This is a genomic window from Tessaracoccus sp. ZS01 (assembly GCF_022342445.1).
GTDB lineage: Bacteria > Actinomycetota > Actinomycetes > Propionibacteriales > Propionibacteriaceae > Arachnia.
Genome location: NZ_PQFE01000015.1, coordinates 57,003 through 72,528, shown reverse-complemented (window position 1 = coordinate 72,528; position 15,526 = coordinate 57,003). Strand labels below are relative to the sequence as shown.

13 protein-coding genes are annotated in these 15,526 nt (G+C 69.0%); 7 read left to right on the top strand and 6 right to left on the bottom strand.

The genetic code is table 11. The features are described from left to right. The 4 genes from C3E87_RS11975 to C3E87_RS11960 form a co-directional block, all read left to right on the top strand. Positions 1–260 (top strand): hypothetical protein (locus C3E87_RS11975; protein ID WP_076063190.1); only part of this gene is annotated, 260 nt, incomplete at its 5' end. Positions 261–328: 68 nt separating this feature from the next. Beyond that, entirely contained in the window at positions 329–1,639 is a 1,311-nt protein-coding gene (locus C3E87_RS11970; protein ID WP_076063188.1) for an MATE family efflux transporter, read from the top strand. Positions 1,640–1,686: 47 nt separating this feature from the next. After that, the gene (locus C3E87_RS11965) at positions 1,687–2,943 is read left to right on the top strand and encodes a PQQ-dependent sugar dehydrogenase (RefSeq protein WP_076063185.1); all 1,257 of its coding nucleotides are present in this window, start codon (positions 1,687–1,689) and stop codon (positions 2,941–2,943) included. 82 nt (positions 2,944–3,025) lie between these two features. Further along, entirely contained in the window at positions 3,026–3,823 is a 798-nt protein-coding gene (locus C3E87_RS11960; protein ID WP_076063184.1) for a hypothetical protein, read from the top strand. An 88-nt stretch (positions 3,824–3,911) separates the two neighbouring features. Here the strand turns inward: C3E87_RS11960 and pdxH are convergent, their stop codons facing one another. Next, positions 3,912–4,550: a pyridoxamine 5'-phosphate oxidase gene (pdxH, locus tag C3E87_RS11955; protein WP_143571027.1), complete on the bottom strand. Its 639-nt coding sequence runs from the start codon at positions 4,548–4,550 to the stop codon at positions 3,912–3,914. Positions 4,551–4,606: 56 nt separating this feature from the next. Between pdxH and C3E87_RS11950 the strand changes: the two genes are divergently transcribed. After that, entirely contained in the window at positions 4,607–4,969 is a 363-nt protein-coding gene (locus tag C3E87_RS11950) for a hypothetical protein (RefSeq protein ID WP_076063179.1), read from the top strand. Here the strand turns inward: C3E87_RS11950 and C3E87_RS11945 are convergent. Continuing rightward, the gene (locus C3E87_RS11945) at positions 4,966–5,625 is read right to left on the bottom strand and encodes a DUF1707 domain-containing protein (protein ID WP_076063177.1); all 660 of its coding nucleotides are present in this window, start codon (positions 5,623–5,625) and stop codon (positions 4,966–4,968) included. The two genes, C3E87_RS11950 and C3E87_RS11945, sit on opposite strands and share 4 nt — an antisense overlap. A gap of 87 nt (positions 5,626–5,712) precedes the next feature. On the opposite strand from C3E87_RS11945, the gene C3E87_RS11940 reads away from it, so the two are divergent. Then, a complete protein-coding gene (locus tag C3E87_RS11940) occupies positions 5,713–6,717 on the top strand; it encodes a hypothetical protein (RefSeq protein WP_143571026.1) in 1,005 nt (334 codons plus the stop codon). A gap of 69 nt (positions 6,718–6,786) precedes the next feature. On the opposite strand, the gene clpB is transcribed toward C3E87_RS11940, so the two are convergent. Continuing rightward, positions 6,787–9,357, bottom strand: coding sequence for an ATP-dependent chaperone ClpB (clpB, locus tag C3E87_RS11935; RefSeq protein ID WP_076063172.1), 2,571 nt, complete (start codon positions 9,355–9,357; stop codon positions 6,787–6,789). 192 nt (positions 9,358–9,549) lie between these two features. Here clpB and treS point away from each other — a divergent pair, with 192 nt between their 5' ends. Next, on the top strand, positions 9,550–11,760 hold the full coding sequence (treS, locus tag C3E87_RS11930; RefSeq protein WP_198928305.1) for a maltose alpha-D-glucosyltransferase: 2,211 nt from the start codon (positions 9,550–9,552) through the stop codon (positions 11,758–11,760). A 56-nt stretch (positions 11,761–11,816) separates the two neighbouring features. Here treS and C3E87_RS11925 read toward each other — a convergent pair whose 3' ends face one another. The 3 genes from C3E87_RS11925 to C3E87_RS11915 all read right to left on the bottom strand — a co-directional run bounded on the left by C3E87_RS11925 (position 11,817) and on the right by C3E87_RS11915 (position 15,465). Beyond that, positions 11,817–12,698 (bottom strand): carbohydrate ABC transporter permease, encoded by an 882-nt coding sequence (locus tag C3E87_RS11925; protein ID WP_076063170.1) that lies wholly within the window; start codon positions 12,696–12,698, stop codon positions 11,817–11,819. Further along, entirely contained in the window at positions 12,695–13,969 is a 1,275-nt protein-coding gene (locus C3E87_RS11920; protein WP_143571025.1) for a carbohydrate ABC transporter permease, read from the bottom strand. The genes C3E87_RS11925 and C3E87_RS11920 overlap by 4 nt, the downstream gene beginning before the upstream one ends. A 92-nt stretch (positions 13,970–14,061) precedes the next feature. Next, entirely contained in the window at positions 14,062–15,465 is a 1,404-nt protein-coding gene (locus C3E87_RS11915) for an ABC transporter substrate-binding protein (protein WP_076063165.1), read from the bottom strand. Positions 15,466–15,526: the final 61 nt, after the last annotated feature.

The following is a 15,526-nucleotide window of genomic DNA, read 5'->3' as shown; positions in this document are numbered from 1 at the left end:
CTCCCTACGCCGCGCCCCACCTGGCGCCCTCGCCCTACGGCCCGCCGCGGATGCCGCCGCCCTACCCGCCGCCCATGTACGCACACCAACCCATGGCCCCGGTCCAGCAGGTGTTCGTCAACCAGAGCGGGCCCGTCGCGATGTACCGCAAGTACAACTCGTTCTGGGTGCACCTGCTCCTGTTCTTCCTCACCGGCGGCATCGGCAACATCATCTACGCCTGGTACATCTGGGACTGGAACACCAAACGCGGGTACTGAACCGCCGGTCCCAACGGGCAGGCGTCGGAGATGAGGCGCCGCGACAGGGGCATAGACTCGCCCCCGCCATGAGTTTGAGCCGACGTGTCCTCGCCCTAGCAGTGCCCGCCTTCGCCGCGCTGGTCGCCCAGCCGTTGATGATGCTGGCGGACACCTGGATCGTGGGCCACCTCGGCACCGTTCCGCTCGCCGGCCTCGGCATCGGATCCGGCCTGCTCACCACTGCCACCGGCCTGATGATCTTCCTCGCCTACGGCTCGACGTCCGTGGTGGCGCGCCAGATCGGCGCCGGTCACCGCGGCCGGGGCATCGAGCTGGGTGTCCAGGCCATGTGGCTGGCCGGCCTCATCGGGGCGACGGTGGGCGCACTCGTCTGGATCGCCTCGCCGTTGCTGGCCACCGCGCTGGGGGCGACGGGCGACGTGCACACCCAGGCGGTGGAGTACCTGCGCTGGTCCCTCCCCGGGTTGCCGGGCATGCTCGTGATGCTCGCCGCCACCGGCACCTTCCGCGGGCTCGCGGACGCCCGCACCCCGCTGGTGCTGTCCATCAGCAGCGCGGCGCTCAACCTGGTGCTCAACGTGGCGCTCGTCGTCGGCCTCCAGATGGGCATCGGCGGCGCAGGCCTCGGCACCGCGCTGGCAGAAACCGCGCTGGGCGCGACGGCGGCCCTGCTCGTCGCGCGCAAGGCCCGCGCCGCAGGGGCGAGGCTCCGCCCGTCGTGGACGGAGATGATGAGCAGCCTCGCTGTCGGCGTCCCGCTGTTGCTGCGCACCGTCACCCTGCGCATCGCGCTCCTCATCACCACCTACATCGCCGCCCGGCAGGGCACGGCCGGACTGGCCGCGCACCACGTCGTGATGCAGGTGTGGGGTCTGCTCTCCTACGCCCTTGACGCGCTCGCCATCGCCGGGCAGACCATCATCGGCACGGCGCTGGGGGCGGCCAACCCGAAGGAGGCCCGCGACTCCACCCGCCTCATGACCTGGTGGTCCGTGGGCGGCGGCGCAGTGATCGGCGTGCTCGTGGTGCTCGTCCGGGAACCGGTGGCGGCGTTCTTCGCACCCGACGACGCGGTCCGCACGCTCGTCGCCTGGCTGCTGGTCCTGATCGCCGTCACGCTCCCGCTGGCCGGTTACGTGTTCCTCCTCGACGGCGTGCTGATCGGCGCCGGGGACGGCCGCTACCTGGCCATCGCCGGGGTGATCACGCTGCTGGGCTACGCTCCCCTGTCGTTCGGTGCGCTCACCGTCGACGCCGGAGTGCCGGGGCTTACGTGGTTGTGGCTCGCGTTCGCCGTCGGGTTCATGGGGTTGCGGGCTCTCACGCTGGGTCTGCGCGCCCGCGGCGACCACTGGATGCGGCTGGGCGCAAGCTGACCCAGCGGGTGTGACGCGCCCGCCGGACCGGCTGGTAGCGTCGTGGCATGCGAGTACTTGCACCGCTTGTCCTCACTGCCGCACTGACGCTGGCCGCCTGCACCGGCCCGGGTGAGCAGCCCAGGCCGGGAGACCCGGCGCCCACTCCCGCCACCTCCCCCAACTTCACCACCTCCGCACCGTCCGCGCCGTCACCGGCCGCCCCCGAGGCGTCGTCCACGGCGGCGGAGCCCACCGTCGCGGAATCGCCCACCGCGGAGTCGACGGAGCCTGTGCCCGAGACCCACGAGTTCGCCGTCACGGAGCATGAGGCCTACACCAACCCGTGGGCGTTGGAGTTCCTGCCGGGCACGGATCTCCTGGCCATCACGGAGCGCACCGGGGCGCTGAAGCTGCGCTCGCCCGACGGCACCGTGCGCGAGGTGAGCGGCGTTCCTGAGGTCGCCGTCGCGGGCCAGGGCGGCTTCGGCGACATCGTCGCCGGGCCGACGTTCGAGACCGACGGCACCGTCTACCTCTCCTGGGTGGAACGTGGCGACGGCGGGTCGGGCGCGGTGATCGGCACGGCCACGCTCGACGTCGACGCCGCCACGCTGAGCAACGTGACCAAGATCTGGGCGCAGACCCCGAAGGTGGACGGCAACGGCCACTTTTCCCACCGCATGGCCATCCAGGGCGACCACCTCTTCGTCAGCTCCGGTGACCGCCAGAAGATGGACCCGGCGCAGGAGATGGACAACACGCTCGGCAAGATCCTGCGCCTCACCCTCGACGGGCAGCCGGCCCCCGACAACCCCTTCCAGGAGGATGCGCCCGCAGCGCAGCAGTTCTGGTCCATGGGGCACCGCAACCCCCTGGGCCTGGCGTTCGACGCCGACGGCCGCCTGTGGGCGTCGGAGATGGGGCCCGAGGGCGGCGACGAACTCAACCTGATCATGCCTGGCCTCAACTACGGCTGGCCGGCCGCCTCCAACGGTTCCCACTACGGCGGCGGGCCCATCCCGGACCACGCTTCCGGCGACGGTTTCGAGCCGCCGAAGGTGTTCTGGACACCCTCGATCTCGCCCGGTTCGCTGATGATCTACCAGGGCAGCCTGTTCCCCGGCTGGACGGGGGACGCCTTCCTCGGCGCCCTCTCCGGCGAGGCGTTGGTGCGGGTGAAGCTGGACGGCGAGACCGCCGCCGAACAGGAGACCTGGCCGATGGGCGCCCGCATCCGGGCCGTCGAGGAGGGCCCCGACGGCGCGATCTGGCTGCTGCAGGACGGCGAGAGCGCGCTGCTGTTGGAGTTGCGCCCGGCCTGAGGCCCTGGCGGCTGCGGCCGGTCACGCCCCCACTGCTATCCGGGAGAACGAGCCCCCTGCGGTGGGGACTAGTGTGGCGGGCATGACCCGACGCATCAGTCGCTCCGCTCTCGCCACCGCAGTTCTGAAGTCCGCCGCGTGGGCGGGCATCACTCTGATCGACCCCAACCGCCTCAGCGGCTGGAAGAAGCACGCCTACTGGCTGGCCATGGCCGGCGGCACCGCCGCCGAGGTGGCGCTGCCCGACGACGGCACCTACCGCCCCGCCGGCCTGAGCACCGGCCTGGCGCTCGGCACGGCCGGCGTGACCTACGGTGCGCAGGATCTGCTGGCCCGCAGCGACGCCTGGTCCATCAAGCAGTTGCAGCGACTGGGCATCAAGCGCCCCCGGCTCTGGGCCGCTGTCGGTGTCTTCGCCTCGATGATGGCGGTCTCCCTGGCGCAGGGTTCCGAGCCCGCGGAGGAGGATGCTGACGGGTTCGACGAGTTCGGCCAGCCGCTCCCGGAGACGCTGGAGCCGCTCCCGGCCGAGGTGCGGGCGGTCATCACCGCACTGCTCGACGCCGTCGACGATTACGGCAGCGAGGAGCTGCGCGTCCAACTCGAGGACGCCGTGTGCCGCGACGAGGACGGCCACTTCCTTCTGGTGCCGGACCCGGAGGCTCCCCCCACGCTGCTGGACAGCTACACGTTCCCGGCCAGCGCCACGTTCACGCGCGACGGCGCCACCCACGTGCTCATGCTCGACATCGAGGACGGGCAGCTCTCGTACCTGTCGCACATGATGGAGCCGTACCCCGAGGACGACGCCGACGTGGACTGGTCGCTGCCCGAGGTCTCAGAACTGCGGGTCATCGCGGGTCTCGCAGCAGCAGACTGACCGAGGTCACATTTCTCCACCTTTGTGGGGGTGCAGGCCTCCCCCATGGAGCGAGGCCCGCACACCCACATAGCTGGAGGAAGGGCGCTCAGGGCTGCAGGCGCTCGTTCGCCCACCCGTCGGCGGTGCGGCGGCAGACCACCCGGTCGTGCAGGCGGCCCGGCAGCCCCTGCCAGAACTCGAAGGTGTCGACGCTGAGCACGTAGCCACCCCAGTGCGGCGGGCACGGCACGTCCCCGCCCTCGAAACGCCGCCTGGCCTCCTCCACCGCGGCGACCAGGTCGTCGCGGGAGCCGATCGGTGACGACTGGTGCGAGGCCCACGCCTCCAACTGGCTCTCGCGGGGGCGCTTGGCGAAGTACTCCTCGGACCGCTCCCGCGCCAGCCTGGTCACCGAGCCGACCGCCCGGACCTGCCGCATCTGCAGCGGCCACCAGAACGACACGGACGCGACGGGGTGCTCAGCCAACTCGCGTCCCTTGGCCGACTCGTAGCTGGTGAAGACCACCAGCCCGTCCGGTGAGATCTCCTTCAGCAGCACGATCCGCGCCTGCGGACGACCGTCGGCGTCAACGGTGGCCAGGGTCACTGCCGTGGGCTCCGGTTCCCCGACGGCGAGCGCGTCGTTGACCCAGTCGTCGAGCAGGCCCCAGGGTTCGACCGAGGCGACATCGTCGGGCAGGGGCGCGCCGGTGTAGTCGCGGCGCACATCGTGGAGGTTGGCCATGGACCCATCCAACCATTCCCCCCACGGGCCCAGACAGGGGGGACTAACGTCGGCACATGAGCTACGACATCGCCGTGTTCAATCCCGTGGGCGCTCCCACCGACGACGACGCCTTCGTCGCCTGGTTCCAGCAGCAGAGCACCCCCGACGACGACCCCGACTCGGGCACCGTCGCCCTCCGCAACTGGTTCTCTGATTTCTCGGGCCACTTCCCCGCCCTCAACGGCCCCTACGCCGACGACGACGGCACTACCACGTATCGCTTCGGCCGCACCGCCACGTTGGCGAGCTGCCCCGACGGCGAGGCCGAGAAGGCGGCCAGGACCGGTCGTTCGCTGGCGGCAAAGCACGGCGTCGGGTTCTACAACGCCAACTCAGGTGATGAACGACTGTTCCTGCCCGGCGGCGGAACCAGCTAGCGGCCGATCTGCCGGCCCCAGGAGTCGACGGTGTTCTTCGCCGTGCGGAGATCCGCCCCGGTGAGTTCGCGGTAGCGCTTGATCGCGTTGATCTTGCGGCCGGCGCGCACCTCGTCCATGACGTACTCGCGCTCCGAGTAGGTCAGGGGGCGAGGCGGCTCCATGCTCGGCGCCGCGCTGAGGCCGCGTCGGTTCTCGAACACCATGGGGTAGATCAGCCAGATCCACAGCGCCATGAGCACCACGAGGAAGCCCCAGTCCAGTGCCCCGGCCAGCGCGATGCCCACGAAGATCATCCACCACTGTGCGTACCAGGGGCGCGGAGGCTTCCCCAGCTGGACGGGCGCATTGGGCTCGGCGTACGGCATGGGCTGCTGCTCGTAGCCGTAGCCCTGCGTGTTGAGGTCGTAGCCGTAGACCGGCGGCACCACGGGCTGCGGCGACGGCGCCGAGGCGGGGTACGGGCTGCCCGGCTTGGGGTTGGGCAGGTCCAGGAACAGCGACGTCAGGTCGCTCTCCGTGCGGGCGCTCAGCGCGCGCGACATCCGGTCGTCGAATTCCTCTGAGCTCAACCGGCCGGTGGCGTGGTGCTCGCGGAGCATCCCGACAGCGTCGTCGCGTTCAGCATCCCCGATGCGCATGAAGTCCCCAGCCATGGGGACCAGCGTACCTTCCCACCAACCCCCAGAAATGTCGGCGGCAGGACTACGCTGAAAGCACCGAATCAACTCCTTGGGGGAGCCATGGGATTCATCAGACGCGTCGCCCTCACAGCAGTCGCGGCGGCCACAGCAATGACCGGATTCACCGCCTCACCGGCGCATGCCGCGCCCGTCTACGACACCAACGGACCGGTCGTGACGGTCTACAACACGCCAGGCAACCAGAGGGTCAACGGACGGCTGTGGAGCACCGCCTGCGCCAGGTACAGCTCCACCGTCGTGCGGTGCACCACGAACCTGTGGGCCACGATGGTCGTCTACGAGAACGGCCGCTACGCAAACAAGACGGGCTGGCACTTCAACAACCTCACCTATCTGCCCTCCAGCCGCTCCGCATGGCAGGGAAACCCGCTCGGCACCACGGGCCAATTCGCCAGCGCCGGCCGCACCTGGAAGACCGAATGCGACACCGCCGCCACTGGGCGTGGCGCCTGCCGCAGCTACCTCTGGACGAAGTACGTCTCCAGCGCGGGTGGGCGGATCACCCAACTCGAAGGATGGGTGTTCAACAACCAAGTTCTTTTCGCCACGAACACGGTGGCCCCTGTCACGGCCGTCCCCCGCCATGTGCTTGACCGCGCGGTCCTCACCCCGACGGGATTCGGCCCGCTTCAGGCCGACATCTCAGATGTCGAAGCCAAGACACTCGGCTTCAAGGCCGACACGGAGTACGTGCGGGACGACGGCAGCGCCTGCATCACCGTCGAAACCCCGGATCCATTCGTCGAGCGCTACGGCATCTGGTCGAGCCCCGTCTTCGACCAGCTCACCGTCGAATCCGCGAGCGTCAGGATCAGCGACGGACGAGGCGGGATCTCAACGTTCCGCCTGGGCCAGACGGTGGGACAACTGAAGGCGGCTTACGGCACCCTGCTGACCGAGGAGAACGGAATGTTCTATCTGCGGGAAGGCGACTCGTGGTTGTCGTTCAGCAACACCAACTACGAAGAGGGCAGCGACGCCGTGGTGATCGACGTGATCACCGCTGGCGAGAAGTGGCTCGGCGGCTACGGATGGTGCCTCTGATCCACACTGACACCGCCCCTCGCAGCGGTTGCTGCGAGGGGCGGTGTCTGTCCGAGGCGATGCGGACGCTCAGCTGACGATGCCGATGCCGTCGTCCGTCCGGTCGAAGCGCACGGTCTGGCCGTCGTTGATCGCGCCGGACAGCAGGCCGCGGGCCAGGTCGTCTTCGATGGTGGACTGCACCAGGCGACGCAGCGGCCGCGCCCCGTAGACGGGGTCGAAGCCGGCCTCACCCAGCCACAGCTTCGCCGCGTCGGACACCTCGACGGCGATCCGACGGCTGGCCAGCCGCGCGTTGAGGCGCCGCAGCTGGATGTCGACGATCTGGCTGAGCTGCTCCCGGGTCAGGGCATCGAACAGCACCACCTCGTCGAGGCGGTTGAGGAACTCCGGCCGGAACGCCTGGCGCACCACGGACATGACCGACTTCTCCTTCTCCTCGCGGTCGAGGAGCGGATCCGCCATGAACTGCGAACCGAGGTTCGAGGTCATGATCAGCAGCGTGTTGCGGAAGTCGACGGTGCGGCCCTGGCCGTCCGTCAGCCTGCCGTCGTCGAGCACCTGCAGCAGGATGTTGAACAGATCCGGGTGCGCCTTCTCCACCTCGTCGAGCAGGATCACCGAGTAGGGCCGGCGGCGCACCGCTTCGGTGAGCTGGCCGCCCTCCTCGTAGCCGACGTAGCCCGGAGGGGCACCGACGAGACGGGCCACCGAGTGCTTCTCGGAGTACTCGCTCATGTCGATGCGCACCAGCGCGGTCTCGTCGTCGAACAGGAAATCCGCCAGGGCCTTGGCCAGCTCGGTCTTGCCGACACCGGTGGGGCCGAGGAACAGGAACGAGCCGGTGGGCCGGTTCGGGTCCGAGATGCCGGCGCGCGAGCGGCGCACCGCGTCGGACACGGCCACGACGGCGGACCGCTGGCCGATGAGGCGCTCGCCGAGGCGCTCCTCCATCTGGAGCAGCTTCTCGGATTCGCCCTGCAGCAGCCGCCCGACGGGCACGCCCGTCCAGGCGGCGACGACCTCCGCGATGTCGGCGGCGCTGACCTCTTCGGAGACCATCGACGGCGTGGCGTCGGAGGCCTCCGCCTCCGCCAACTCCTTCTCCGCGGCCGGGATCTCCCCGTAGAGGATGGTGGAGGCCTTGGTGAGGTCGCCTTCACGCTGGGCGCGATCGGCCTCCATGCGCAGCTGGTCGATGCGCTCCTTCAGGTCGCCCACCCGGTTGAGGCCGGACTTCTCCGACTCCCATCTGAGCTCGAGTCCGCGCAGCTTCTCCTGCGCGTCGGCGAGCTCCGCGTTCAGCGCGGCGAGGCGCTCGCGCGAGGCCTCGTCGTCCTCCTTCTCCAGGTGGAACTTCTGCATGGTCATGCGGTCCACGTCGCGGCGCAGCATGTCGATCTCCTCCGGCGAGGAGTCGATCTCCATCCGCAGGCGCGACGCCGCCTCGTCCACGAGGTCGATGGCCTTGTCCGGCAGCTGCCGGCTGGTGATGTAGCGGTTCGAGAGCTCGGCGGCGGCCACCAGCGCGGAATCCGTGATGCGTACTTTGTGGTGCGCCTCGTACCGCTCGCGGAGGCCGCGCAGGATGGCCACGGTGTCGTCGACGGAGGGCTCACCCACGTAGACCTGCTGGAAGCGGCGCTCCAGCGCGGGGTCCTTCTCGATGCGCTCGCGGTACTCGTCGAGCGTGGTGGCGCCGATCATCCGCAGCTCACCGCGGGCGAGCATGGGCTTGAGCATGTTGCCCGCGTCCATGGCGCCCTCACCGGACGCGCCGGCGCCGACGACGGTGTGGAGTTCGTCGATGAACGTGACGATCTGGCCCTCGGCCTCCTTGATCTCGTTCAGCACGGCCTTGAGCCGCTCCTCGAACTCGCCGCGGTACTTGGCGCCGGCCACCATCGACGCGAGGTCGAGCGACACCAGCCGCCTACCCTTCAGCGAATCCGGCACGTCGCCTGCGACCAGTCGCTGCGCGAGGCCCTCGACGACGGCGGTCTTGCCGACGCCGGGTTCACCGATCAGCACCGGGTTGTTCTTGGTGCGGCGGGCCAGCACCTGGACCACGCGGCGGATCTCCTGGTCTCGGCCGATGACCGGGTCGAGCTTGCCGGAGCGCGCCCGCTCCGTGAGGTCGATCGAGTACTTCTCGAGGACGGATTCGCCGCCCTCGGATTCGGCGGAGGTGACGCGCTTGCCGCCGCGGGAGGCCTCGAACGAGGTCTTCAGTGCGTCTGCCGTCACGCCAGCGTTGTCCAGGATGGTCTTCGCGTCCGAGGCGACGGTGGCCAGCCCGATGAGGAGGTGTTCGGTGGCGACGAAGTCGTCGCCGAGGGAATCCGCCAGCGTCTCAGCAGCCGCGAGCACGCGCGCGAACGGCCCGCTGAGGGCGGGTTGGCTGACCGAGCTGCCCGACGTGGAGGGCAGCTTCTTGATGGCGGCGACGGCCGCCGCGTCCACCTGGGCCGCGCCGGCGCCGACGGCCTCGAGCAGGGCGCCGACGGTGTTGTCCGGGGTCAGGAGGAGTCCGTGCAGCAGGTGCACGGGCTCCGTGTTCGGGTTGCCGTTGGTGAGAGCCTGCCGGACCGCCGCCGTGACGGCGTCCCGCGACTTCGTCGTGAGCCGTTCCGTGTTCATGTAGCTGGATCTCCTCGTTCAGTTCTCAGAAAGCGCTGTCCCGCGCACTGAATTCAAAGTTGAGTCTACATCACTCAACCTTGTCTCCGACCAGTCTATTCCCCCGACAGCGCCCTCGTGGCAGCGTTGCTGCAAGCGGCGGCACATGCGTACCTGCGCTGGGGGGCCAGAGCGACCGGTAGCGTAAGGCAGGTGACCACGACACCTGAGAACCCGGTGCCCGAGCAGATCGACGACGACGAACTGCTCGAGGCAAGCTTCGACCAGCAGCGGTTCGCGGCCCGCCCGGCCCGGCTGCGGCCCCGCGCCCGCCGTCGCGCCGACGACCAGGGGCCCATCGCCCCACCGTTCACCGCCTCCGGCGCGAACCGGGCCTACGTCGAGTGGCTCGAGGAGCAGTCCATGCTCAACGACGCCAACCAGATCTCGCGCCAGGTGGCCGGCAAGCACCTGATGTGGGCCCATCCCTACGCGCACCCGGACCCGCGGGCGGCTGTGCAGCGGGCCTCGGTGTGGTTCACCGCGTACCCGCTGTCGCACATCACGGACCGGGCCGAGTCCTTCCTCGGCTCCCTCGGCAGCCAGGGGTTGTGGGAGGCCTTCTCGAGCATCGGCATCGAGGCCGTCCACACCGGCCCGGTGAAGCTGGCTGGCGGCCTGCACGGCTGGGAGCCCACGCCGTCGGTGGACGGCCACTTCGACCGGATCTCGATGGCCATCGACCCGTTGTTCGGCAACGAGGCCGAGTTCCGCGAGATGTGCGAGACCGCCCAGAAGTACCACGGCACCATCATTGACGACATCGTCCCCGGCCACACGGGCAAGGGCGCCGACTTCCGGCTGGCGGAGCTGAACTACCGTGACTACCCGGGGGTGTTCCACATGGTCGACATCCCGCCGGAGCACTGGTCCCTCCTGCCCGACGTGCCCGAGGGCCGCGATTCGGTCAACCTCTCCCCCGAGGCCGAAAAGGCACTCTCCGACGAGGGGCTCATCATCGGCGCTCTCCAGCGGGTGATCTTCTACGAGCCCGGGGTCAAGGAGACCAACTGGTCCTGCACGCCGCCGATCGTCGACTACAAGGGCGTCGAGCGGCGCTGGGTCTACCTCCACTACTTCAAGGAGGGCCAGCCCACCATCAACTGGCTCGACCCGACGTGTGCCGGCATGCGGCTGGTGATGGGCGACGCGCTGCACTCGCAGCTGGACCTCGGCTCCCGCGGCCTCCGGCTGGACGCCAACGGGTTCCTGGGTGTCGAGAAGACGTTCGGCTCGCCCGCCTGGTCCGAGGGCCACCCGCTGTCGCTGGCCGCCAACCAGCTGATCGGATCGCTGGTGCGCAAGGTGGGGGGGTTCACGTTCCAGGAGCTGAACCTCTCCATCGACGACATCGCCCGCACCGGCACCGTCGGCCCTGACCTCTCCTACGACTTCATCACGCGCCCCGCCGCCCAGTTCTCGCTGGCGACGGGCGACACTGAGTTCCTGCGGCTCGTGCTGCGCGAAGCCATGCGCCTGGGCATCGACCAGGCGTCGCTGGTGCACGCCATGCAGAACCACGACGAGCTCACCTACGAGCTGGTCCACTTCACCACCACGCACCGCGACGACGAGTACACCCTCGGCGGCCAGACCTACACGGGCGGCGAGCTGGCCGAGCACGTGCGCGAGACGATGCGGGAGAAGCTGACGGGACCGGCGGCCCCGTACAACTCCCTGTTCACCACCAACGGCATCGCGAGCACCACCGCGTCGATCGTCGCGGCCTCGCTGGGGTTCACGGACCTCGACGAGATCTCCGACAGCGAGGCGCGGCGCATCTCGAACGCCCACCTGCTGCTGTGCATGTTCAACGCGTGGCAGCCGGGGGTGTTCGCCCTCTCGGGGTGGGACCTCGTCGGCGCGCTGCCGCTGGACCGCGAAGAGGTCAAGGCCCTCACCGCCATGGGCGACACCCGGTGGATCGAGCGCGGCGCCTACGACCTGCTGGGAGTGGCCCCGGACGCGAAGAAGTCGGCGAGCGGCATGCCGCGGGCCCGCGCGCTGTACGGCTCGGTGCCGGACCAGTTGAAGCGCGAGACGTCGTTCGCGAGCCGGCTCGCCGCCGTCCTCAAGGTGCGCAAGCGCAACGGCCTGCCCACCGGTGCCCTGGTGGATGTGCCGGAAGTGGGCGACAAGGCGCTGCTCGTGATGGTCAACGAACTGGAGACCGGCACCACGCAGATCACCGCCCTGAACTTCGGCGGCGAGAAGCTGAGCGCCCGCGTGCAGTCCGACAAGCTGCCCAGCGGCCGCGTGTTCGACCTGTCCACCCGACGCAAGGTGGGCACCGTGGACGACCTCGGCGGGTTCACCGTCGAACTGCCCGCCTACGGCGGCCAGGCGATGATCATCCGCGACTGACGAAACAGCAACGTCCCCTGCGCCCGGATCAGGCGCAGGGGACGTGTGCTGTGTGACTACTTCTGCGAACCGGCCAACAGGGCCTGCACGAAGTAGCGCTGGAAGGCGAAGAACACGATCAGCGGCACGATCATCGACAGGAAGGCACCTGCCGAGAGCACGTCGATGTTCGAGCCGTACTGCCTCAGTTGAGACTGGATCGCCACGGTCAACGGCATGGACTGCGCGTTGGTGAAGATCAGCGCCACCAGCATGTCGTTCCAGGTCCACAGGAACTGGAAGATCGCCAACGACGCGATGGCCGGCAGGCCCAGCGGCAGGATCATCCGGAAGAAGATCTGCCACTCCGACGCGCCGTCCACCCTCGCCGCCTCCAGCAGTTCCGAGGGGAACTGCGTGAAGAAGTTGCGCAGCAGGAAGATGGCGAACGGCAGGCCGAACGCCACGTGGAACAGGATCACGCCCAGGACGCTGCCGAAGATCCCCAACTGCCCGAACAGGCGGGCCAGCGGGATCAGCGCCACCTGGATGGGCACCGCGAGCAGCACGATGACGGCGATCAGCAGCCAGTCGCGGCCGGGGAACTGCAGCCACGCGAACGCGTATCCGGCCAGGGCCCCGATCATCACGACCAGCGCGGTCGTCGGCACCGCGATCACGACGGTGTTCCAGAAGGAGCCCGTGATGGTGGGGTTCGACAGCAGGTTGGCGTAGTTGTCCAGCGTGAGTTGCGCCGGCGCGGTGAACACGTTCCACCAGCCCGACGCCGAGTTGTCGCCGGAGCTGCGCAGCGACGTCAGCAGCAGCCCGACGGTGGGCACGAGCCAGAAGATCGCCACCACCGCCAACACCACGTTGACTATGGAGTTGTTGAAGACGCGCAACACCTTCTGTGCCGGTGTGAGCTTCGGTTTCACGATGCTGAGTTCGACGGTCATCGTCCGCGCTCCTCTCGGAAGCGGCGGATGTTCAGGATCATCGACGGCAGCACCAGCACCAACAGCAGGATGGCCAGGGCGGAGCCGAGGCCGTAGTCGTTACCGCCACCGAACGACACCGTCCACATCTCCACCGCGATCACGTTCGCCGCGGGTTTCGAGGCGCCTGGCGGGATGACGTAGACGAGGTCGAAGATCTTCAGCACGTTGATGATCAGCGTCACGAACACCACCACCAGTACGGGGGCGAGCAGCGGCGCCGTGATGCGGGTGAACACCCGCCACTCGTTGGCGCCGTCGATGCGGGCCGCCTCCTGCAGCGACGGGTCCATGGCTGACAGGCCCGACGAGATCATCACCATCGCGAAGCCCGCCCAGATCCACACGTAGGACAGGATCACCACGGCGTTGATGAACGTGGAACTCAACCAGGAGACTCCCTGGGCGCCCTCGCCGAAGTTCGACGCCGGGAGCGCCACCCGGTAGTTGCCCCCTGGATCCAGCCCTTCGATCACGTAGGTGCCGTTGGGTTCCGTGGTGGCGTTGCCCGCGATGGAGCCGTCCTCGGCCACCGCGTCGACGCGGATGCCGGGCAGGCCGGACTTGCCCTCCTCGAGGGCGCCCTGCGTGCCACCGCCCCCGGGGATGACGTCCAGGAACACGGTGCCGGAGATCTGGTCGTCGCCGGCCTCGGGAGCTGCGACGGCCCCCTCCGCCGTCTCCGGCAGGTTGTTCTGCCGGATGCCGATCAGCGGCAGGTCCACCACGGTGCCTGTGCCCACCGTCGACTCCGTGCTGATGATGCCGCCCTCAGCGGTGAGGCCGACGTCCTTGCGCGGGTTGGCGCCGGGATAGTTGGCCGTGTCCGTGAACGTGTTCTGCACGCCGACGATGGCGGCGTTCACGGCCCCCAGCTGCGGGTTCTCCTGGAACAGGCCGCGGAAGATGACGCCGGCGGCGAGCATGGAGATGGCCATCGGCATGAAGATGATCAGCCGGAAGGCCGTCTTCCACTTCAACCGCTGCAACAGCACCGCGAAGATCAGGCCCAGGACGGTGCAGATCACCGGGGCCACGAGCACCCACATGATGTTGTTGCGGATGGCGGTGAACGTGGTCTCGTTGGTGAACATCGTCACGTAGTTCTGCCAGCCGGTGAAGTTGTCCCCGCTCCTGTCGTAGAGCGAGCGCACCAGGGTGAACACGATGGGGTAGGCGACGAGGGCGCCGAGCACCAGGAGGGCCGGCGCCAGGAAGGAAGCGATGATCAACCCGCGCTTCAAGCGGCCCGAGGACCGGGGCTTGTGATCCCCGGTCCTCGGACGCTCTGGCGCGGTGACTACAGCAGTCACCGGAGGCCTTGTCAGCCGCCGTATGCCGACGCGGCAGCAGCCTCGAGGCGCTGCATGGTGCCGTCGACATCAGACGGGTTCTCGTAGAAGGTGATCATTTCCTGCCAGAAGCCCTGGCCCTGCGTGCCGCCGAACGCGCTGGGCGTCAGGTCGGACATGTCGAAGCGGAACGCCTCCGCACCCACGAGGGCTTCGGCGATCTGGCGGGAGGTGTCGTCCGGGTACAGCGAGGTGTCGACACCGTTGTTCGGCGAGGTCAGGCCGCCCAGGGGCACCCACACCGAAGCGGCTTCGGGCGAGGCGAGGTAGGCCATGAGCGCGTTGGTGGCCTCGTCGTCGGTGAACTGGATGGCGACGTCGCCGCCGCCGACCACTGCCGCTTCGGATCCGTTGACGGACGGGAAGTCGAAGAACAGGGCGTTCTCGCCGACGGTGGAGTTGCCGTCCTCGGTGATGACGCCGGCCACGAAGTCGCCCTCGTAGACGGTGCCGGCCTGCGGGTCAGCCCCGAAGACCTCGGTGATGGACTCGGGGAAGCCGCGCTGGGCGCCGCCCTCCTGCACCAGATCCGTGCCCCACAGCTGGGCCAGCACGTCGAGAGCCTCCTTGACCGACGGATCCGTCCAGGGGATCTCGTGGTTGGCGAGCTGGTCGTACATCTCGGGGCCGGCGGTGCGCAGGTAGACGTTCTCGAACCAGTCCGTCAGCGGCCAACCGACGTCGGCGCCCACGGAGATGCCGGCATAACCCGCGTCGCGGATCAGGCCGAGCTGCTCGAGGAAGCCCTCCCAGTCTTCGGCGGCGGCGGGATCTGCCCCGGCCTCACTCCAGAGGTCGGCGTTGTACCACATGGTGGATTTGTTGGCCGCCTTGAACCAGACGCCGTAGAGCTCACCGTCGACGCTGCCGAGGTCGAGCCAGGACTGCGAGTAGTTCTCCTCGACGGTGGCCTTGACGTCGTCGGACAGCGGCATGATGCTGCCGTCGGCGGCGAGCTGCTGCATGAGGGCCGGCTGGCCCACGACGGCGACGTTGGGCGGCGTGCCGCCCTCGAGCTGGCCGGAGATGTAGGTGGGGCCGTTGTCGCCGAAGCTGGTGTAGGTCACGCTGGCGCCGGTGGCGTCCTCGAACTGCTGGAGGACGGCCTCGAAGTTGGCCTGCTCCGCGCCGGACCAGGCGGCGACGACGTTGAGGGTGGTGCCGGACAGGTCTGCGGCGGCGCTTTCGCTGCCGGAGGCGCTCTCGCTGCCGGAGGGGCTTTCGCTGCCGGCGGGGCTCTCGCTGGCGACGGTGCTCCCGCCGTCAGTGCCGGCGGTGGGTTCCGTATCGCCGTTTCCGCAGGCGCTGAGCAGGGCGACGCTGGCCATGCCGAGGGCGGCGAGGGCCGCTACGTGTTGACGGGATCGATTGAACATGTGTCTCCTTCGTTTGCGACGACACTTCTCAACGTCGCTCCTCGCGACAGCGTCGTCGTCT